General features: G+C 58.3%; 16 protein-coding genes. 8 read left to right on the top strand and 8 right to left on the bottom strand.

From position 1 onward, the window contains the following. Nucleotides 1–282: 282 nt before the first annotated feature. The 4 genes from FHT86_RS33375 to FHT86_RS33360 all read right to left on the bottom strand — a co-directional run bounded on the left by FHT86_RS33375 (nt 283) and on the right by FHT86_RS33360 (nt 4,074). Nucleotides 283–1,620: an LLM class flavin-dependent oxidoreductase gene (locus tag FHT86_RS33375; protein WP_133711204.1), complete on the bottom strand. Its 1,338-nt coding sequence runs from the start codon at nt 1,618–1,620 to the stop codon at nt 283–285. Between the two features lie 40 nt (nt 1,621–1,660). Continuing rightward, a complete protein-coding gene (locus FHT86_RS33370; protein ID WP_133711203.1) occupies nt 1,661–2,557 on the bottom strand; it encodes an alpha/beta fold hydrolase in 897 nt (298 codons plus the stop codon). A gap of 124 nt (nt 2,558–2,681) precedes the next feature. Further along, on the bottom strand, nt 2,682–3,401 hold the full coding sequence (locus tag FHT86_RS33365; RefSeq protein ID WP_133711202.1) for an alpha/beta fold hydrolase: 720 nt from the start codon (nt 3,399–3,401) through the stop codon (nt 2,682–2,684). A gap of 88 nt (nt 3,402–3,489) precedes the next feature. Further along, a complete protein-coding gene (locus tag FHT86_RS33360) occupies nt 3,490–4,074 on the bottom strand; it encodes a TMEM175 family protein (RefSeq protein WP_133711201.1) in 585 nt (194 codons plus the stop codon). Nucleotides 4,075–4,273: 199 nt separating this feature from the next. Here FHT86_RS33360 and FHT86_RS33355 point away from each other — a divergent pair, with 199 nt between their 5' ends. Further along, entirely contained in the window at nt 4,274–4,894 is a 621-nt protein-coding gene (locus FHT86_RS33355) for a CGNR zinc finger domain-containing protein (RefSeq protein WP_133711200.1), read from the top strand. A gap of 145 nt (nt 4,895–5,039) precedes the next feature. On the opposite strand, the gene FHT86_RS33350 is transcribed toward FHT86_RS33355, so the two are convergent. From FHT86_RS33350 to FHT86_RS33335, 4 genes are all read right to left on the bottom strand, one after another. Next, nucleotides 5,040–6,074 (bottom strand): RNA polymerase subunit sigma-70, encoded by a 1,035-nt coding sequence (locus FHT86_RS33350; RefSeq protein ID WP_133711199.1) that lies wholly within the window; start codon nt 6,072–6,074, stop codon nt 5,040–5,042. Between the two features lie 42 nt (nt 6,075–6,116). Beyond that, nucleotides 6,117–6,863 (bottom strand): SDR family oxidoreductase, encoded by a 747-nt coding sequence (locus tag FHT86_RS33345; protein WP_133711198.1) that lies wholly within the window; start codon nt 6,861–6,863, stop codon nt 6,117–6,119. 350 nt (nt 6,864–7,213) lie between these two features. Then, a complete protein-coding gene (locus tag FHT86_RS33340) occupies nt 7,214–7,864 on the bottom strand; it encodes a flavin reductase family protein (protein ID WP_133711197.1) in 651 nt (216 codons plus the stop codon). A 127-nt stretch (nt 7,865–7,991) separates the two neighbouring features. Further along, nucleotides 7,992–9,620 carry an MOSC and FAD-binding oxidoreductase domain-containing protein gene (locus tag FHT86_RS33335; RefSeq protein WP_312862622.1) on the bottom strand — a complete coding sequence of 543 codons (1,629 nt, stop codon included), beginning with the start codon at nt 9,618–9,620 and terminating at the stop codon, nt 7,992–7,994. A gap of 393 nt (nt 9,621–10,013) precedes the next feature. Here FHT86_RS33335 and FHT86_RS33330 point away from each other — a divergent pair, with 393 nt between their 5' ends. The 7 genes from FHT86_RS33330 to FHT86_RS33300 all read left to right on the top strand — a co-directional run bounded on the left by FHT86_RS33330 (nt 10,014) and on the right by FHT86_RS33300 (nt 16,219). After that, complete coding sequence (locus FHT86_RS33330; RefSeq protein ID WP_133711195.1) at nt 10,014–10,874, top strand: alpha/beta fold hydrolase; 861 nt, start codon at nt 10,014–10,016, stop codon at nt 10,872–10,874. Nucleotides 10,875–10,936: 62 nt separating this feature from the next. Beyond that, nucleotides 10,937–11,707: an SDR family oxidoreductase gene (locus FHT86_RS33325; RefSeq protein WP_133711194.1), complete on the top strand. Its 771-nt coding sequence runs from the start codon at nt 10,937–10,939 to the stop codon at nt 11,705–11,707. Between the two features lie 345 nt (nt 11,708–12,052). After that, a complete protein-coding gene (locus FHT86_RS33320) occupies nt 12,053–13,000 on the top strand; it encodes a LysR family transcriptional regulator (RefSeq protein WP_166657005.1) in 948 nt (315 codons plus the stop codon). Between the two features lie 149 nt (nt 13,001–13,149). Continuing rightward, nucleotides 13,150–13,989: a glycine betaine ABC transporter substrate-binding protein gene (locus FHT86_RS33315; RefSeq protein ID WP_246779780.1), complete on the top strand. Its 840-nt coding sequence runs from the start codon at nt 13,150–13,152 to the stop codon at nt 13,987–13,989. 37 nt (nt 13,990–14,026) lie between these two features. After that, entirely contained in the window at nt 14,027–14,647 is a 621-nt protein-coding gene (locus tag FHT86_RS33310; protein ID WP_246779779.1) for an ABC transporter permease, read from the top strand. Nucleotides 14,648–14,651: 4 nt separating this feature from the next. Then, entirely contained in the window at nt 14,652–15,293 is a 642-nt protein-coding gene (locus FHT86_RS33305) for an ABC transporter permease (protein WP_133711191.1), read from the top strand. After that, nucleotides 15,290–16,219, top strand: coding sequence for an ABC transporter ATP-binding protein (locus FHT86_RS33300; RefSeq protein WP_133711190.1), 930 nt, complete (start codon nt 15,290–15,292; stop codon nt 16,217–16,219). Before FHT86_RS33305 ends, FHT86_RS33300 begins: the two co-directional genes overlap by 4 nt. Nucleotides 16,220–16,393 lie beyond the last annotated feature (174 nt).

Genomic DNA, 16,393 nt, shown 5'->3' with positions numbered 1-16,393 from the left:
TGTTGCAATCCTTGTTCACGGTCTCGGTTTCCCAACGCTTTAGCAGGCTCACCGCGTCCGATCGTTCCCAAACAAGTCAACAAAGTGTTTGCTTTTATTGCGGTGCAGCGCAACGATCTACGTTCCAAGAACGAAGGATCACAGCTCGGCGGGGGATCCAAGGCGTGCGCGCAGTGGCTTGTGCATTTTCAGGCGCCGCCTGTTTTCCATTCCCTCTATCGCAAATGGTCGGGGTCTAGCTCGACCCCGGCCTAACATTGTGATGACGCGCGGTCACGCCAGTCATGCGCTTCGTGAGAGGGAATTCAACGGGCGCTTCAGGCCCAACTTGTCTCGCAACGTCCCCGGCTTGTATTCCGTCTGCACCAGACCGCGGCCTTGCAGCTCGGGAACCACGTCCCGGCAAAAGTTCGTCCAATCCTCGGGCAGGACCGGGAACATCAGGTTGAAGCCGTCCGCAGCACCTTCGGTGAACCAGGCTTCCATCTCATCTGCAATCTGCTTCGGCGTGCCGGACATCATCGGAGCCGTTCCAGCCTTGGCGACTTGACTTGCAATTTGCCGGATCGTCATTCCCTGCGCCGCCATCGTCTTGACCCGCACGAGGTTTGTTCGCTGCCCGTCGAACGTGCTTTCGTCTGGCAGTTCCGGAACAGGTCCGTCGACCGGATAGCCGGAGAGATCCATGCCGACCCAGCTCGAAACCAGGTCGATCGCCAGCCGAGGTGGCGTCAGGCTTTCCAAGAAGTCGCGCTTCTCCTCGGCTTCGGAAAGCGATGCGGCCACGATGGGCAGGATTCCCGGCAGAATCTTGAGACTGTCTGGTGTTCTGCCGTATTGAGCCAGCCGATCGTCGAATTCAGCCCGGTTCTTCTTGCCTTCCTCGATCGACCGCGCCAGGGAGAAATTGATCTCTGCATGCCTGGCAGCGAGATCCTTGCCGTCCCTCGATGAGCCGGCCTGCACGATGACCGGATACCCCTGCGGCGGTCGGGGCACGTTGAGCGGACCGCGCACCTTGAAATGTTTGCCTTGATGATCAATCCGGTGCACCAAAGCCGGGTTGGCAAAGAACCCCGATTGCTTGTCGAAAAGGAGAGCTTCATCTTCGATGCTGTCCCAAAGCGCCTTTGCCGTCTCAAGGAATTCGGCAGCTCTTTCATAACGGAACGCATGCTCGATGTTGCCGTCGCGGCCGAAATTCATCGCCTCCTCGTTCATCCCCGATGTGACCACGTTCCAAGCCGCACGGCCATTGCTGATATAGTCGAGTGAAGCGAAGGTTCGAGCAAGGTTGTAAGGTTCGGTGTAGGACGCCGATGCTGTTGCAATCAGCCCTATGTCTTTGGTTACGGCAGCAAGTGCCGACAGGAGCGTCAACGGTTCCAGGCGCGCATTGGCATAGTGGGCAACGTTGCTTTCGTAGCTGTCCCAGATTGCGACGTGATCCGCCAGGAAAATCGCGTCCAGCTTGGCACGTTCTGCTGCGTCTGCAAGTTCCCGAAAATATTGGAGACCGAAGATGTCCCGACCCGGCGCGGCCGGATGGCGCCATGACATCCGATGGTCGCCCTGCGGATTGAAAAAGAAGCCGCTCAAAATCATACGTCGGTTTGTCATTTGATCTGTCCTTTCAAGTGTAGAGATTGATCCATGGCAATCAGGTTGCTGCGATGCCGGCGCCGCGCGTCGCAATGCCTGCCTTTCCTGTCAGGAATTCCATGATCTCGGCGGCAATCTCATCGGCATGGGTCTCGAGCGCGAAGTGGCCCGTTGGGAAGAACGTCACACGTGCATCCGGCAGGTCGCGCCGGAAAGCCAGCGCCCCCGCCGGTAGGAAATAAGGGTCCCTCTCGCCCCATACCACCAAGAGCGGTGGTTGATGCTCCCGAAGATATCGCTGGATCTCAGGGTACAAGGCGACATTGCTGCCATAGTCGGTAAAATAGTCCAATTGGGGCTCTTCGGCGCCCGGCCGCGCAAGATAGAAATTATCCAGGTTCTGCCCGTCGGGGCTGACCAGGGACGGATCGTCGACACCGTGTTCATACTGGTAGCGGGTCGCGGACGGTGTGAAGGCCGCGCGCAGCGACTCGCGAAACTCGGGTGTCGGCGCTTGCCAGTAGGCGCGCATCGAATCCCAGCCGCTGCTGAGGCCCTCGTCATAGGCATTGCCGTTTTGAGAGATGATCGCCGTGACCCGGTCGGGATGTTTTAAAGCCACGCGAAATCCCACGGGTGCGCCATAGTCAAAAACATAGATGGCGAAGCGCTTGAGCCCCACTGCCTCGGTAAATCCTGAGATCACCTCCGCGAGCTTCTCGAACGTATAGGTAAACGCGCCCGGTTCCGGCATTGCTGAACGCCCGAATCCCGGCAAATCCGGTGCGACGACCCGGAAATCAGTCCCCAGGAGTGGGATGAGGTCGCGAAACATATGGCTGCCGCTCGGAAACCCATGAAGCAGCAGAATAGCCGGCGACTCCTGCGCTCCCGCCTCCCGGTAAAATATGTCGAGGCCGTCTACTTCAGCAAACTTGTATCTCGTCTTCGCCATGGCGTCACTCCTCTCAATGACCGCTAAGTAACCGCTCTAACAATAACTTAACGGTTATATTGTCACAATGGGAGCTTTGCGAAATGGATCGTTTCTCTAGATGGAATAAATCAATGTGCAGCCGTCAGGCTAAAGATCCGTGCTTCGGAATCTCGTGATGGGTAACCGCTTCCGCGATGATCTCCACGACCGCACGCGGCTCGGTGATCGATGGCGTATGATCGGCCGCAACAGAGCGGATCCGGGCGCCCATTCGTTCTGCCATGAAGCGCTGGATCGTAGGCTTTATCATCCGATCCTCTTCCGCCAGCAAATACCAGCTTGGCTTGTCGCTCCAGTTGGTGTGGGTGACAGCTTCCTGAATGCAGGCCACTGCAATCGGCCGCTGAATCGCCGAGAGGATCTTTTTTGTTTCGGCCTTTGCATTCTGCGCAAAAGCGTTCTGAAACCCTTCCTCCGGCATCCATATGAAGCCGTGGGTATCGGGTGCCAACTGCGGCGCTTGCGGATGCGGCTCCTCCCGGTAGAACACATCGGCTACCGTTTCGCCTTTCGCCGGAGCAAGAGCCGCCACCAGAACGACTGACCTGACGCGCTTGTCGTCGATGGACGAAACGACGGCACCGGCATAGGCATGTCCCGCGAGGACAACAGGCGCCGAAGCCCGGTCGAGGTATCTCGTCAGCGCGGCCACATCATCGCCAAGGGAAGTCATTGGGATCGGCGCCGCCAAGACCTCGAAGCCGAGGTCGCGCAAAGGCGGTATCACATTTGCCCAGCTTGAGCCGTCGGCCCACGCCCCGTGTACCAATATTATTGTCGCCCTTTTTTCCGTCGTCGTCATCGGCCGTTCCTCACGCGGTTCCAGTAAAGACCCTGTCTCTGGGCCAGCGCCTCGGCGCCATGATAAGGCTACTCGAGCCGTGAATTTGTTAGGTACTCACCTCGGAAACATCGGGTCGAACGTACAGCAACAGACAAAAAACAATAATGCCCAAGCCAAGCACGGGAAACCAGACTGCGATCAATGCGGCGATCAGGAACAGGATGATCGTTGCAAGCGAACGCATCCGCATCATCCGCCTGATACGATCGGACGAATTCTCATTTGACGGGCGGTCCACGGCTTCCCAACACAGCGCAAGATATGTCGCGTTCACGGCAACGAAAACTAGGGCGTAAAGCGTCACCGGCGCGGAGCCGAGTTTGCTGTCGGCGATCCATGCAGTCGTGAAAGGGATGAGCGAGACAGAGAATAGATGCGCGAAATTGCTCCAGATAAGCCGCGGAGTTGCGATCTCGGCAAAGCGGAGCAGGTGATGATGATTGATCCATACCACGGCCAGGAACCAATAACTGACCGCATAGCTCAAACCCTCCGGCCAGAGTTCACTTAACGCAGCAAAACTAGCTTCATGCGGCGGCCGAAGCTCCAGGACGAGAATGGTGATGATGATTGCAAACACGCCATCAGAAAAGAGACTGAGCCGCTCGACGGTCGGTTTTCGCTCTACCATTAATTTCCTCCGTATCATTCAAAAGTGCCCATGTGGCAAAAAGGACAAGCGCCGGCGCGAAACAGCATCGGCGGCAAAATAATAATAACCATTCCACTGGATTTTAAAAGGTTATTGCATTAACTAAGGTGGGGTGATGCTTCGCTGAAGGATGGGCAGGGCGATCATAGCATGAAAAAGGTGCAAGTTGAGGTGCGATATGACCGAACATAACCCTCCAGCAATCTTCGTCGCGGATGCCGCTGGTCTTGATTTTCTAAATTCCTTGGCGACGCCGGTCGACGAGCCTTTCGAGTGGCTTAACGACGGCGAAGGGCTCATCCAATGGCTTGGCGAGGCCGGTCTCGTTCCGGAGCGGAGACTCCAGTCTATCGCCAAGAACGCTATGCCCGGGGAACTTGACTCGCTGGCGGCGCAGGCGCGTTCGCTGCGCGAATGGTTCCGCGGTTTCGTCAGGGAACACAAAGGAAAGCCTCTTGATACAAGCGCGCTTGAGCAGCTCGAACCGTTAAACCGTCTGCTGGCGCGGGACGAACAATTCCGCCAAATCGTGACCGCGGAAGAGCAGAAAGGCGCGACCGGATTACGCTGGAGCACGGAGCGCCAGTGGAAATCGCCGGATGCCCTTTTGTCTCCTGTGGCGGAAGCGATGGGGGAGCTTGTCTGCACCGAGGAATTCTCGGATATCAAAGCCTGCGAAGGTCACAATTGCACACTCCTCTTCATCGACCGTACGCGCGGCAAGAAGCGGCGGTGGTGCAGCATGGCGGTTTGTGGCAATCGCGCAAAGCAGGCCGCTCACCGCGCCCGTGCGAACTGACGCGACAAATGGTGGCCAAGCGCAATGATGCCTGGCCGCCGAATGTCGGAATATGAACGGGTCAATTCTCAAGGTGCAGGTCTGCTCGCGCAGATCGATGATCCCCAGTTTCTCCCGGGCATTCCTTCCCAGCGATGGTGCCTGGCTAGGCTGGCGGCAGGCCGAAGGCTGGAAACAATTGGGGGCCAAGTGGCCCCACATAAACCGTCAGAGAAGCGATTCCGTCCTCGGCAGGCTCGATTACGTGCAGAGAATGGGCTCGCCACGTAGCGTCGTGGTGGCTGCGGGCATAGACTGCGACCGCTGGCTGGGCGTTGGCCCCGATTGCCACCGTGCGAAAGCCGCCAAAATTGGCCCAGACGGTATCGAAGAAACCACGGATCGCCTCGCGTCCTTGGTACCATTCCCGCCAGGGCGGCATGTGATAGGTGGCGTCCTTACGCAGGAGTTCGATGAAGCCGTCGAGATTGGCGGCCTCCCAGGCCTGCATGTAGCGTTCGAGCAGCAGGCCTTCTTCGGGATTCGGCTGCGACCGACGCATGGGACGTCCCTGAGGATATCGCGCCGCTAGGGTTGCGCGGGCCCGCTGTAACGCGCTGTTGATCGACGCGGTCGAGCCGCCCAGCAAATGTGCCGTCTCGACAGCCGACCACCCCAAGACGTCGGAAAGCAGCAGGGAGGCCCGCTGCCTGGGCGGTAGAACCTGAATCGCAGCAACGAAGGCGAGCTGTACCGCTTCGCGGGTTTCATACCGTGCTTCCGGACCAGGGTCGCCATCAACGAGATCTGGAAGCTCCGCGTCTGGGTAAGGCTCCAGCCAGGCGACCTCGGCGACGGGTCCGCCTGTTGCATGCCCGTGGGAGGGCGGTTGTCCGGGCTGCTGGAGAATGCGATCCGCCCTCGACCTCGCCTTGAGGGCGTTGAGGCAACCGTTGGTCGCGATCGTGTAGAGCCAACCGCGAACCGAACCCCGCCCATCGAACTCCGACCTCGCACGCCAAGCGCGAAGAAATGTATCCTGGACGAGGTCGTCTGCCTCGTGGAGCGAGCCCATCATGCGATAACAGTGGAGCTTGAGCTCCCGGCGATGGGTCGCCGTGAATTGCTCGAAGGCCAGCCGATCAAGGATCGGCTGGCCTTGCTGGCGTGCTGGCTCGAGAGGTGCCTGAGCGTCTGTCATGCGGATTTCCTCGTTCTGAGTCCGGTTTCCATTACGCGCGCCTCAGACGGCCGGCGCAAGCCCGCTCCCGCTCACCGCGAAGGAACCGACTCGCGATTTACCTATTGCGAGCGCGACAACTGCCCTTCCGACATCGGCCGGCGTTTGCATGTCGGTCATACCCGCGATGAAGTCCGCGGGCTGGATGCCCGAATAGGCCGCAAAGCCATCGACGCCGGCCTTGCCCACGCCGGTATCGGGCATGATGCGCATAGGCGCCAGATCCATGAAATGTAAGCCCAGTCCAAGCCGATCCGATTCCTTCTGACTGTAGCCGGCCAAGAACATCTGCATGCGTTTTGCGCCGGCATAGCCGCCGCAAAACGGCGGCCCTCCGCTCAAAGCCGCACCACTGGAAATCAGAACAATCCGGGTCCCCGGCTTGAGCGGACCCCGCAGCGCGGCTCTGCAAAACAAGAACGACGCCTTGACGTCTGTTTCCCAGTTTGAGGAGAACGCCTCCCAGCTCAGTTGATGCACGGGTGCTGCGGGAGGGAGGGCGCCTGCGCAGATCACCATGATGTCCGGTTCCAGCGCTGCGAAGACCTTATCGGGGGCGGAGTCTACAGTCGCATCGACCGCAAGCGTCTTCAGGCCCGGAATGTCCTGGGCAAATTGCGCCAGACTCTGTTGCCCGCGCGCGACGGCCAGCACCGTGGCTCCCTCATTCAGGGCGGCTTCTACGATTGCACGCCCGACGCCTCGGCTTCCTCCCACGACGACAACATTTTGACCTTGTAACGATTTCATAGACCACCTCGCTATCTGGGCCGCTGGACCATCCATGCGCGCCCATTGATTAGGACAGCGCGGGCGGGCGGAAATCATCGGTGCGAGGGCAGAAAAATTTTTCGGATGCCGGCAGGCCTGCGCAAAGCACCCATCGGGTGTAGGCGACAGATGGTGGCGCTTCCGGCCAGCGTGTCGGCCTCATGGCGATATGGTTCACCCCAAGTAGCGAACACTCCAGCAAATAAGAAGCGGGAGAGCGTGGATGGGGTGAAAACGCTCTCCCGCCGCAGCCGCAGCCAAATCACTCGACTGGCTCGTCAGCTCAGATATCGATCTTTGACACTGCCGGCCGAGCGCTGCGGCGTCTTTTATCGCAGCGACTGGTAGGCGCCTTCCCAGTAGAGCAGGGGCCGCCCCGCTTGGCCTTGCCACGTGTCCTTGACCCGGCCAATCACAATCGCGTGGTCATGGCGAAGCAGGATTTCTTCGACTTCGCAATCGAATCCAGCGATTGCCCGCGCGAGCGTCGGGGCACCGGTTTTACGGCTAGCCCATTGCTCTCCCTCATAGCGAGCGGAGCCTTTGACACCACCGCGCCCTGCGAAGCGGTCGGCGAGGCCGATGTCTTCCTCACGAAGCACATTGACTGCGAACGTCTTGTATTTCTGCAAGGCCTGCCAGGACGAGGAAGCCTGGCTAATCCCGAACATCAGACGCGGCGGCTCTGCCGACAAGGAGACAACGGACGTCGCCGTAAAGCCGGCCCTTTCCGCGCCATCACCGAGGGTGACGACCACGACACCGCCCCCTAAAAGGCGCATCGCATTCTTGTAGGCGGCCGGTTCAGCATCCTTCTCATCATCGAGCGAACCGGGAATCCAGAATTCCACCGCAGTCTCCTTGCGCCGAGCGCCGCTGACTTCAGTTCTCCGCAGCTCATTGTCGCCGGCCGATCCCATCGGAAGAACACTCCCGATAGGCATCTTCTCACCGCTCAAATTCGCAACGCTCACGGTCATCTCGCTTCTCCTCTCTACGTAACCTGTTAAGTGACTTTAGAGAGGTTATTTCACAAACGTTGTAACCGGTCAAGATGGGGTAGAGAGGTTTCTCTCGACATTCGCCGTCCACGGATTCAAGTCGATGTCAAAGATCAAGTTGAACGTCGCCAAGCGGCCTTGCACAACAGATCAGCGCTGCATCCCGGCTCGGTGGATCGATAGGCTCTGGAGCATATTGGATGTTTCCACCAATCACGGCGGTCTCACAACGATGGCAGACCCCTGAGCGGCATGACCAGGAAACCGGCACCGAGCATTGTTCTGCCAATTCGAGCAAGGAGCCGTACCTGTCATCCCATCGGACCGTCAGATTACTGTTCACGAACGTAATGGACGGGCCTGAATCTGGCTGATCGGATGGCGGGTGGGGGCTTGTCGTCGGACCGCTCTGCAATGCGGTTCCGAATGTCTCAATGTGAATGAGCTGATCCGCTACTCCCCAATCGCGAAGTTCTTCGCGCAGCGAGGCCAGAAACCCGACCGGGCCGCAGAGATAGAAGTTCGCGTTTTTTAGCACATTGAGCTTCTCGAGAAGCTTGAGGTCGACATGTCCGACCTCGTCGAAATCACGGCCAATTTCGTCGTCAGAACGCGGCCGGCTGTAGACGATGCATCGGCGGACGGCGGGCTCCGCATCCAGAAGCGCCCGCGTCTCCGATGCGAATGAATGGTGGAGGCCATCCCGAGCACCGTGGATCCACCAGATCGGTGTCTTTCCCTGCGGTCCTTTCAGCACCGAATAGAGCATTGCCAGAACTGGCGTTGCGCCGATTCCGGCGCTGATGAGCACCAGCGGAGTGGCAACATTCGCGGACAATGTAAAGGATCCCCTTGGGGAACTGACCTCCAGCATGTCGCCCGCGGACAGTTGGTCATGCAGGTAGGCACTGCCCAATCCATTGAGTTCGCGTTTTGCGCTGATCCGGTAAGTGCCGGCATCCGGATTTCCGGACAGCGAATAGCATCGGATGATCGGCGAGGCATTTCGGCCAGTAGGTATGCGCAGGACAAGATATTGCCCCGGCGCAGGTGCAGGGAGGGGCGAGGCATCCGGCGAGGCCAGTTCTATCGTGCGAACGTCGGCGCTCTCTTTCTTGGTCGCGATGACCCGAAGCGGCCGAAAGCCGGACCAAGCAGGTGCCGCAAGATTGTTCGACGTCAGGCCGGCATTGCTCAGGCTGCCCTTATCTTGTGCCTCCAGCAATGCCTGGAAGGATGATCGCCAACCCATGCTGAGTGCCGGAATATCGAGCGCCTTGCGCAGTTCATCGGCAGGATGGCGGGAGCCGTAGAGAAGGATATCGATGGCAGCGACACTCATGGAGTGCAGGCCTGATGCCAGCTTCTCGATCTCGTCGCCCGCACCGACATCCCCTTCTTCGATCACCCGCATATAGAAGCCGGGTCGGCTGTGTCGCACAACCAATGACGGCATGTCGCGTTGATCCAACCGCAATGCAAGCTTGTGACAAGTTACCCGAGGCTGCGAAACCTCGAAAACGGCGCGCCCGATTCTGTAACGGTCGCCGATACAGACTTCGTTATCCGGCATGCCTTCGACAGTCAGGTTTTCGCCGAATTGACCCATCGGCATCGGTGCGCGCCCGAGAAAGCGCTCCCAGTATAGATAGGATGCAGACTGATAGACCAGGACGGCGCGCTGTTCGCCACCGTGCCCGATGAGATCGGCCTGCCCATCCCCGTCAAGGTTCATCCGCCTCGCCATGACGCGGCCTTTCACGGGTTCCTTCCATATAGCCGTTCGAACCACGGCGCCGTTCACAACAATATCCTTGGGGACACCCACGTTCACAGAGAGAAGACGAGCCATCGCTCTACCTCGCTATCATCGACGATTGAGTTGATCTGCATGCAACAGACTACAACATGGCGCACAATGCTGCGGTTCAAAAACGGCAACATCGATTTCCAAACAAGGAACTTAGAGTTCCGAGATCGAAACAGATTTCACGGCGGCGGTCTGCGATGTTGCGCGGCGCTGGCGGACGGTTTCTTAATATAACCTTCTTAATGGCGCTTGACGGGTTACTCAATATCATGTAACCCTTTCGATGCTTACAAAGAGGTTACAGGAAAGGATGATCCCATGACAAAGGTGCACTATCGGAAAGTGGATGTGGATGGTCTCGGCGTCTATTACAGGGAGGCGGGCGACCGAAAGAACCCGACACTTCTTCTGCTGCACGGGTTTCCGAGCTCCGGTCACATGTTTCGCGACCTGATCCCTGCTCTGGCGGCAGATTTTCATCTGGTGGCGCCCGATCTGCCGGGCTTCGGTCAGACCGATCTGCCGTCACACACGGAGTTCTCCTACTCCTTCGACAACATCGCCAAGGTGATTGACCGCTTTACGGAAGTCGTCGGGCTGAAGCGGTTTGCGATTTACGTGTTCGACTACGGCGCGCCGACGGGCTTCAGGCTTGCGACCTGGCACCCGGATCGGATCACCGGCATCATTTCGCAGAACGGCAATGCCTATGAGGAAGGGTTGAGCGAAGGTTGGAACCCGATCAGGGCGTACTGGAGCGATCCGTCCCCTGCCAATCGCGATGCATTGATGGCATTCCTCAAGCCGGAAACCACAGTGTGGCAATATACTCATGGTGTGACGGATACGACGCTGGTTTCGCCGGACGGCTATTCGCTCGATAACTACTATCTCGCCCGCGAAGGGGCGACCGACGCTCAACTCGACCTCTTTGGCGACTACAAGAGCAACGTCGCTCTTTATCCGGAGTTCCAGGCGTATTTCCGAAACCACCAACCGCGGTTCCTGGCCGTTTGGGGCAAGAACGATCCGTTCTTCCTTCCGCCGGGTGCCGAAGCGTTCAAGCGGGATATCCCGAACGCGGACATTCGGTTCTTCGACACGGGCCACTTCGCCCTTGAGACGCACTGCGAAGAAATCGCAGCCGCAATCAAGGATGTCTTCGTAGGCGTCAAGTGAGTTCCGGAAATTGGGGCTCAGGCAATTGAGCCCCGCCAACGACTGACCAACAGGAGGAAATCATGACAGGCAACGTAGCGATTGTGACGGGCGCAAGCCAGGGTATCGGCAAGGCGACTGCTGTGCGGTTGGCGCGGAACTTCGAGAATATTGTCCTTGTAGCGCGCAACCGGAGCAATCTGGTGGAGACGGCGGACGAGGTGACCAGCGCTGGGGCAAAGCCGCTGGTACTCGACGCCGATCTTAGCGTGCCGGCGGTAGCAGACGAGATAGCAGTGGAGGCAATGGGTAAGTTCGGCCGGATTGATGCCCTGTTGAACATTGCGGGCGCGGTGCCGCAGGTGGACCTCTTCGAGATGACGGACGAGCAGTGGGAAGCCGGCATGGCTTTGAAGCTGCACGGTGCGCGCCGGTTGACGATCCGCTGTTGGGAGGCTTTGAAGGCAAGCAAAGGTGCTGTCGTTCTTACTTCCGGCAATTCGGCTTTGTTTCCGAAGGCGGGTTATGCCGCGGTCGGGACGATAAATGCTGCGATCGTGGCGTTGGCCAAGGCTTTTGCCGATCGGGGCCTTCGGGATGGAGTGCAGGTCAACAGCGTGCTGCCCGGCCCAGTGATGACGGGTCGCCGGAAATCGTACCTCGAGCACTGGGCACCGATCCACAATGTGAGCGTCGAAGATGCCGGCCGGCGATTCCTGCAGGATTCCGGCATTGCGAGGTATGGCGAGCCGGAGGAGATAGCAGAGCTTATGGCTTTTCTCGTCTCGCCGCCGGCGCGGTGGCTGACCGGCGCACAACTGCGCATGGATGGCGGCGAAGTGACGTCAATCTGATGAAGAGAGCACCAGAGGCCGTGGAACAGCGAAAGCGCAGATGGAACGGAATGAGTGTCAACCTGGGCATGATGGTAGTCCCGGTGACCGGGCCAGAGGTGCTGTGCGATCCCGCGGTTGAGGGTGGGCGTTCCGACACATCGCCAGGACCTGCGCCGAAGCTGTGGTTAAGTTTCCTTACACGGCAGTGGCCAGCTTTATTCCACCTGTCGGATCGTGACGGACAGAAATGACGCATCTGGACTCGTCCATTCGCCGGCGGGTGCTGGGCAATTGCCCATCATGCAAGGGCCGCACGGTCGCCAGGCTGCGGACGGCAACGCCCAGCGTTGCATGGAGTTAGCTATGAATGTTCAAAAACAGAATATTCCCCCAATCCACGATGTGGATATCCGGCTTCTCCGCATCTTCAAGTCGGTCGTCGAATGCGGAGGCCTTTCGGCTGCCGAATACACACTCGGTGTCGGGCGTTCCGCGATCAGCAAGCATTTATCAGACTTGGAGGCACGGCTGAAGGTCCGCCTATGCGAGCGTGGCCGATCGGGATTCAGTATCACCCCGTATGGCGAGACCGTCTATCGTGCAACGATCGAGCTCCTCGATGCACTTGATCAGTTTCGCACACAGATATCGGCCGCAAAGGGAAAGCTGACCGGCTCTATCGATCTGTGCTTGATGGACAATTTGCATCTGGAACCCGCAAACCCGGTTGCGAAAGCGCTAAGGGCGTTCGCTCAAAGGTCTGGCTGCGTAACCTTGAACGTCAGCACCGCGGGACCCGAAGAGGCCGAGGAAGCGGTGTCCTCCCGGCGCGCCAACGTGGCTGTGACTTGTTCGAACAGCGGCTTGCCCGGCTTAACCTACAAGGCCGTGAGCGTGCACAGATCGGCTCTTTATGCTTCGGCTGAACACAATCTGGCACAAGCCGGGATGAAAGGACATGCAATTGCCGAGCTTGGCGAGCTCGACGTCGTTACGCGAGCCTATCTGCGCACGGAGCAGTCGCTGATCGGGCGGAGTTCGCGATCTACTGCGATTGCCAATGATCTGGAGGCCGCTGTTCAGCTTATCTTGAGCGGTCAGTTCGTCGGTGTTTTGCCCGAACACATAGCCGAGCCATGGGTGTCACTGGGACGGATGGTGCGGATCCTGTTGAACGTCCCGGCCGTCGAAACCACAACCTACGTCGTCTTTCGGACGAAGTCGAAAAATCTCCCGGTTGTCCAGGCGATTACTCAAGACATCATAACGGCCTACGCAACCACGTCGCGAAAAGGTGAAGGCGGAGGATAACCAAGCCCCCGCCATCGTTGCAGATCGGGGAAACCTACGTTTCCACAGGGGGCATATAAGCCGGTCCCGCGATCCTTAGTCTTACAATATCGATAACCTGAAAAGGAAAAACCATGTCGTCCAAGGGCATAGTGGCACTCGGCTTGGCAATGTTCATCGGCCTTGCCGGTCAAGGACACGCCGCGACTATCAAAGTTGGCAGCAAGAATTTTACAGAGCAATTCATTGTCGCTGAGATCTATGCGCAGGCCCTTGAAAAAGCGGGTTTCACTGTTGAGCGCCACCTCAACCTCGGTGCGACGGCCATTGCGCAAGCCGCGCTTGAACATGGAGATATCGACCTTTACCCCGAATACACCGGGACGGCGATGGCCGCGGTGGTGAAGGGTGATCTTTCGGGTTCCGCTGACAAAATCTATAGCGACGTCAAAAACTACTACGAGTCCAAATTCCATCTCACCTGGCTGGCAACGACGAACATCAACAACGGCTATGCCATGATCGTGAAACCTGCGATCGCCACGAAATACAATCTGAAAACCTTGTCGGACCTGGGGCCGGCATCAAAGGACCTCGTGTTCGGCGCGGAAGCGGGATTTCAGGATCGTGGCGATGGACTCCCGGCACTTAAAAACGTCTACGGCATCGACTTTCGGGAGTTTAAGAACTTTGCGAGTCCGAATTTCCGATACAGCGCATTGTTGAATGACAACATCAACGTCTCGATCGGTTTCGGAACCGACTGGCAGATTGCCGACGACAAGCTTGTGGTGCTGGACGACGACAAGCACCTGTGGCCCCCGTATTTTCTGACGCCCGTGGTTCGCCAGGACACACTTGCCGGGAATCCGAAGCTGGCGGATGTATTGAACAAGGTCAGCCCAATGCTGACGAACGAGAACATGCGCGAACTCAACGCAAAGGTCGACCGCGATAAGGAAGAGCCGGCTGACGTTGCTGAAGAATTCCTGGCCGCCCATGGCCTCTGATCTTTCCCGGTTGAGATGAGGCGGGCGGAGGTCGGCGATGATGATTTGGGCTCCAAAGCATGTCTGGGATATTGTGCTGGCAATCGGCCAGCACTTGGTTCTGTCGGCATCTTCTGCCGCCACTGGGCTGCTGCTTGCGCTGCTGATCGGGCTGGCGTCCGTCGGCCGGCCGCGCATCTACTCGGTTGCCATCACGGTCGCAAATCTGATCTTCGTCATACCAAGCCTTGCGATGTTCGCACTGCTGATCCCGCTGGTAGGATTGGGATTCACACCGGCTTTCATCAGTCTGTCGGCCTACTGCCTTCTGATCATCTTGCGAAACGTCTGGACAGGGTTACGGAGCACCCCAACGGATGTCCTCGAGGCCGCTGATGGGATGGGCTATAGCCGCCGTCAGCGCCTGATCAGGATTGAGCTGCCACTGGCGTTGCCGCTCATCCTGTCTGGGACTCGCCTCGCCCTTGTGATGTCGATCGGGATTGCAACGGTTGCCGCCTTCATCGGCGGCGGCGGTCTTGGAACCATCATTCTGATCGGGGTCAATCAAGAGCATTTGGAGAAAATCCTCGTCGGATCATTGGCGACGGCGGGTCTCGCGTTCATCTGCGATGCATTGCTGCTCTGGGCAGAGCGCTTTCTTCTGCCTTGGAGATGACATGATGCTGGCAACCGTAGTCGGCTGGCTGAACCAGCACTGCGCCGAATTCTTACTGGCGTTGTGGCGGCATGTCATGATGTCGCTTCTTTCCCTCTCGGCGGCACTGGTCATTGGCCTGTTTTTGGCCGCGGCAATCGTCGATCGGGCGAGGCTTGCTTTCATCGTAATCAACATCGTGTCCGGTCTGCGCACCTTGCCGAGCCTTGCCGTTTTGGCGATCACCGTCCCGTTGTTCGGGATCGGCCTGACACCTGCGATCATTGCGCTGACAATCCTCGCCCTGCCTCCCATTCTCCTAAACGCCCATGTGGGCCTCAGGGATGCCGATCCCGATGCGGTCGAAGCCGCCGTTGGAATGGGGATGCACAGGCTTCAGGTCTTGTTGCAGATCCGGTTTCCGCTCGCGGCGCCGGCGATCTTCGCGGGAGGTCAGACGGCAACGATCCAGGTCATCTCGGGCGCGACTTTGGCGCCGTTCATCGGCGGTGGAGGGTTGGGCGATTACATCGTAACGGGCATCGGCATTTTGGACATACCGACACTTCTCATCGGAGCAATCCCGATAGCGCTGTTGGCGCTCGGCGCTGAATATTCATTGACTCGCATCGAACGCAGGCTGTTTTCCGAGGAGCTTTGGCGATGATCAGGCTTGAACATGTGACGAAGCGCTACAGTCCCGAGCGTACATCGGTCGAAGATTTGACGATCGACATTAAGGAGGGCACCACTGCGGCACTTATCGGACCTTCGGGCTGCGGCAAGACGACGGTCCTGCGGATGATCAATCGCCTGCTCGATCCGACGAGTGGAAGGATCCTCGTCGACGGCAAGGACGTGGCAACCGTCGATCCGGTCTCCCTCCGCAGGCACATTGGCTACGTCATTCAGAATATCGGGCTGTTCCCGCATCTTACCATTGAAGAGAATATCGCCGCCGTTCCGCGCCTGCTTGGATGGGACAACTGGAAAATAAAGCAGCGCACCGAGGAACTTCTGCATCTCGTTGGCCTCGAAGCCAATGAGCTTCTGCAACGGTATCCGAAGCAGCTATCGGGCGGACAGCGCCAGCGCATTGGAGTGGCGCGGGCACTAGCGGCCGATCCGCCCATTCTGCTCATGGACGAACCCTTCGGCGCGATTGATCCGATCGCCCGAACGCGTCTTCAAGACGAATTCAAACATATCCTTGCAAAGGTCCGAAAGACCGTTGTCCTCGTAACCCACGACATCGACGAAGCTCTGAAGCTCGGGGACACCCTGGCAATCATGCGCGACGGGCGCCTCGTCCAACATGCCACGCCGAAAGTCGTCCTTCAGCAACCAAGCGATGCGTTTGTCAATGATTTCATTGGCGCGGATCACGCGATCCGCCGCCTTGAGCTGTTCAAAGTCAGCGACGTCATGAGTGGACCGTCAAGGACGTCAGCTACGGCGGAGATCGAGGAGGGGCAAACCCTCCACAGAGCGCTTGCCATGATGATTTCGCTGAATGTCGATTGCTTGTCCGTCGTTGACCGTGCGGGTTCGATCATCGGTACGATTACGCGCGATACGATATTTTCGGCATAAAACGTCGGAAGATTGGAAGACCAACGACAATGATCGGGCTCAGGCAACGTTCGTGAACTGGATACTTTTTCGAGCAAAATGTCTGCGGCTTCGTTTGAACACAAAACGATTCACCCTTCAGACACAATCGAGAATTCTATCGCGCTTGTTGTGACGGGACGCGCCGATTTCCGC

Origin of the sequence: Rhizobium sp. BK313 (assembly GCF_014193655.1) — a bacterium.
GTDB lineage: Bacteria > Pseudomonadota > Alphaproteobacteria > Rhizobiales > Rhizobiaceae > Rhizobium.
Note: the sequence above shows the minus strand (reverse complement) of the source record. Positions and strands in the feature narration are given on the sequence as shown.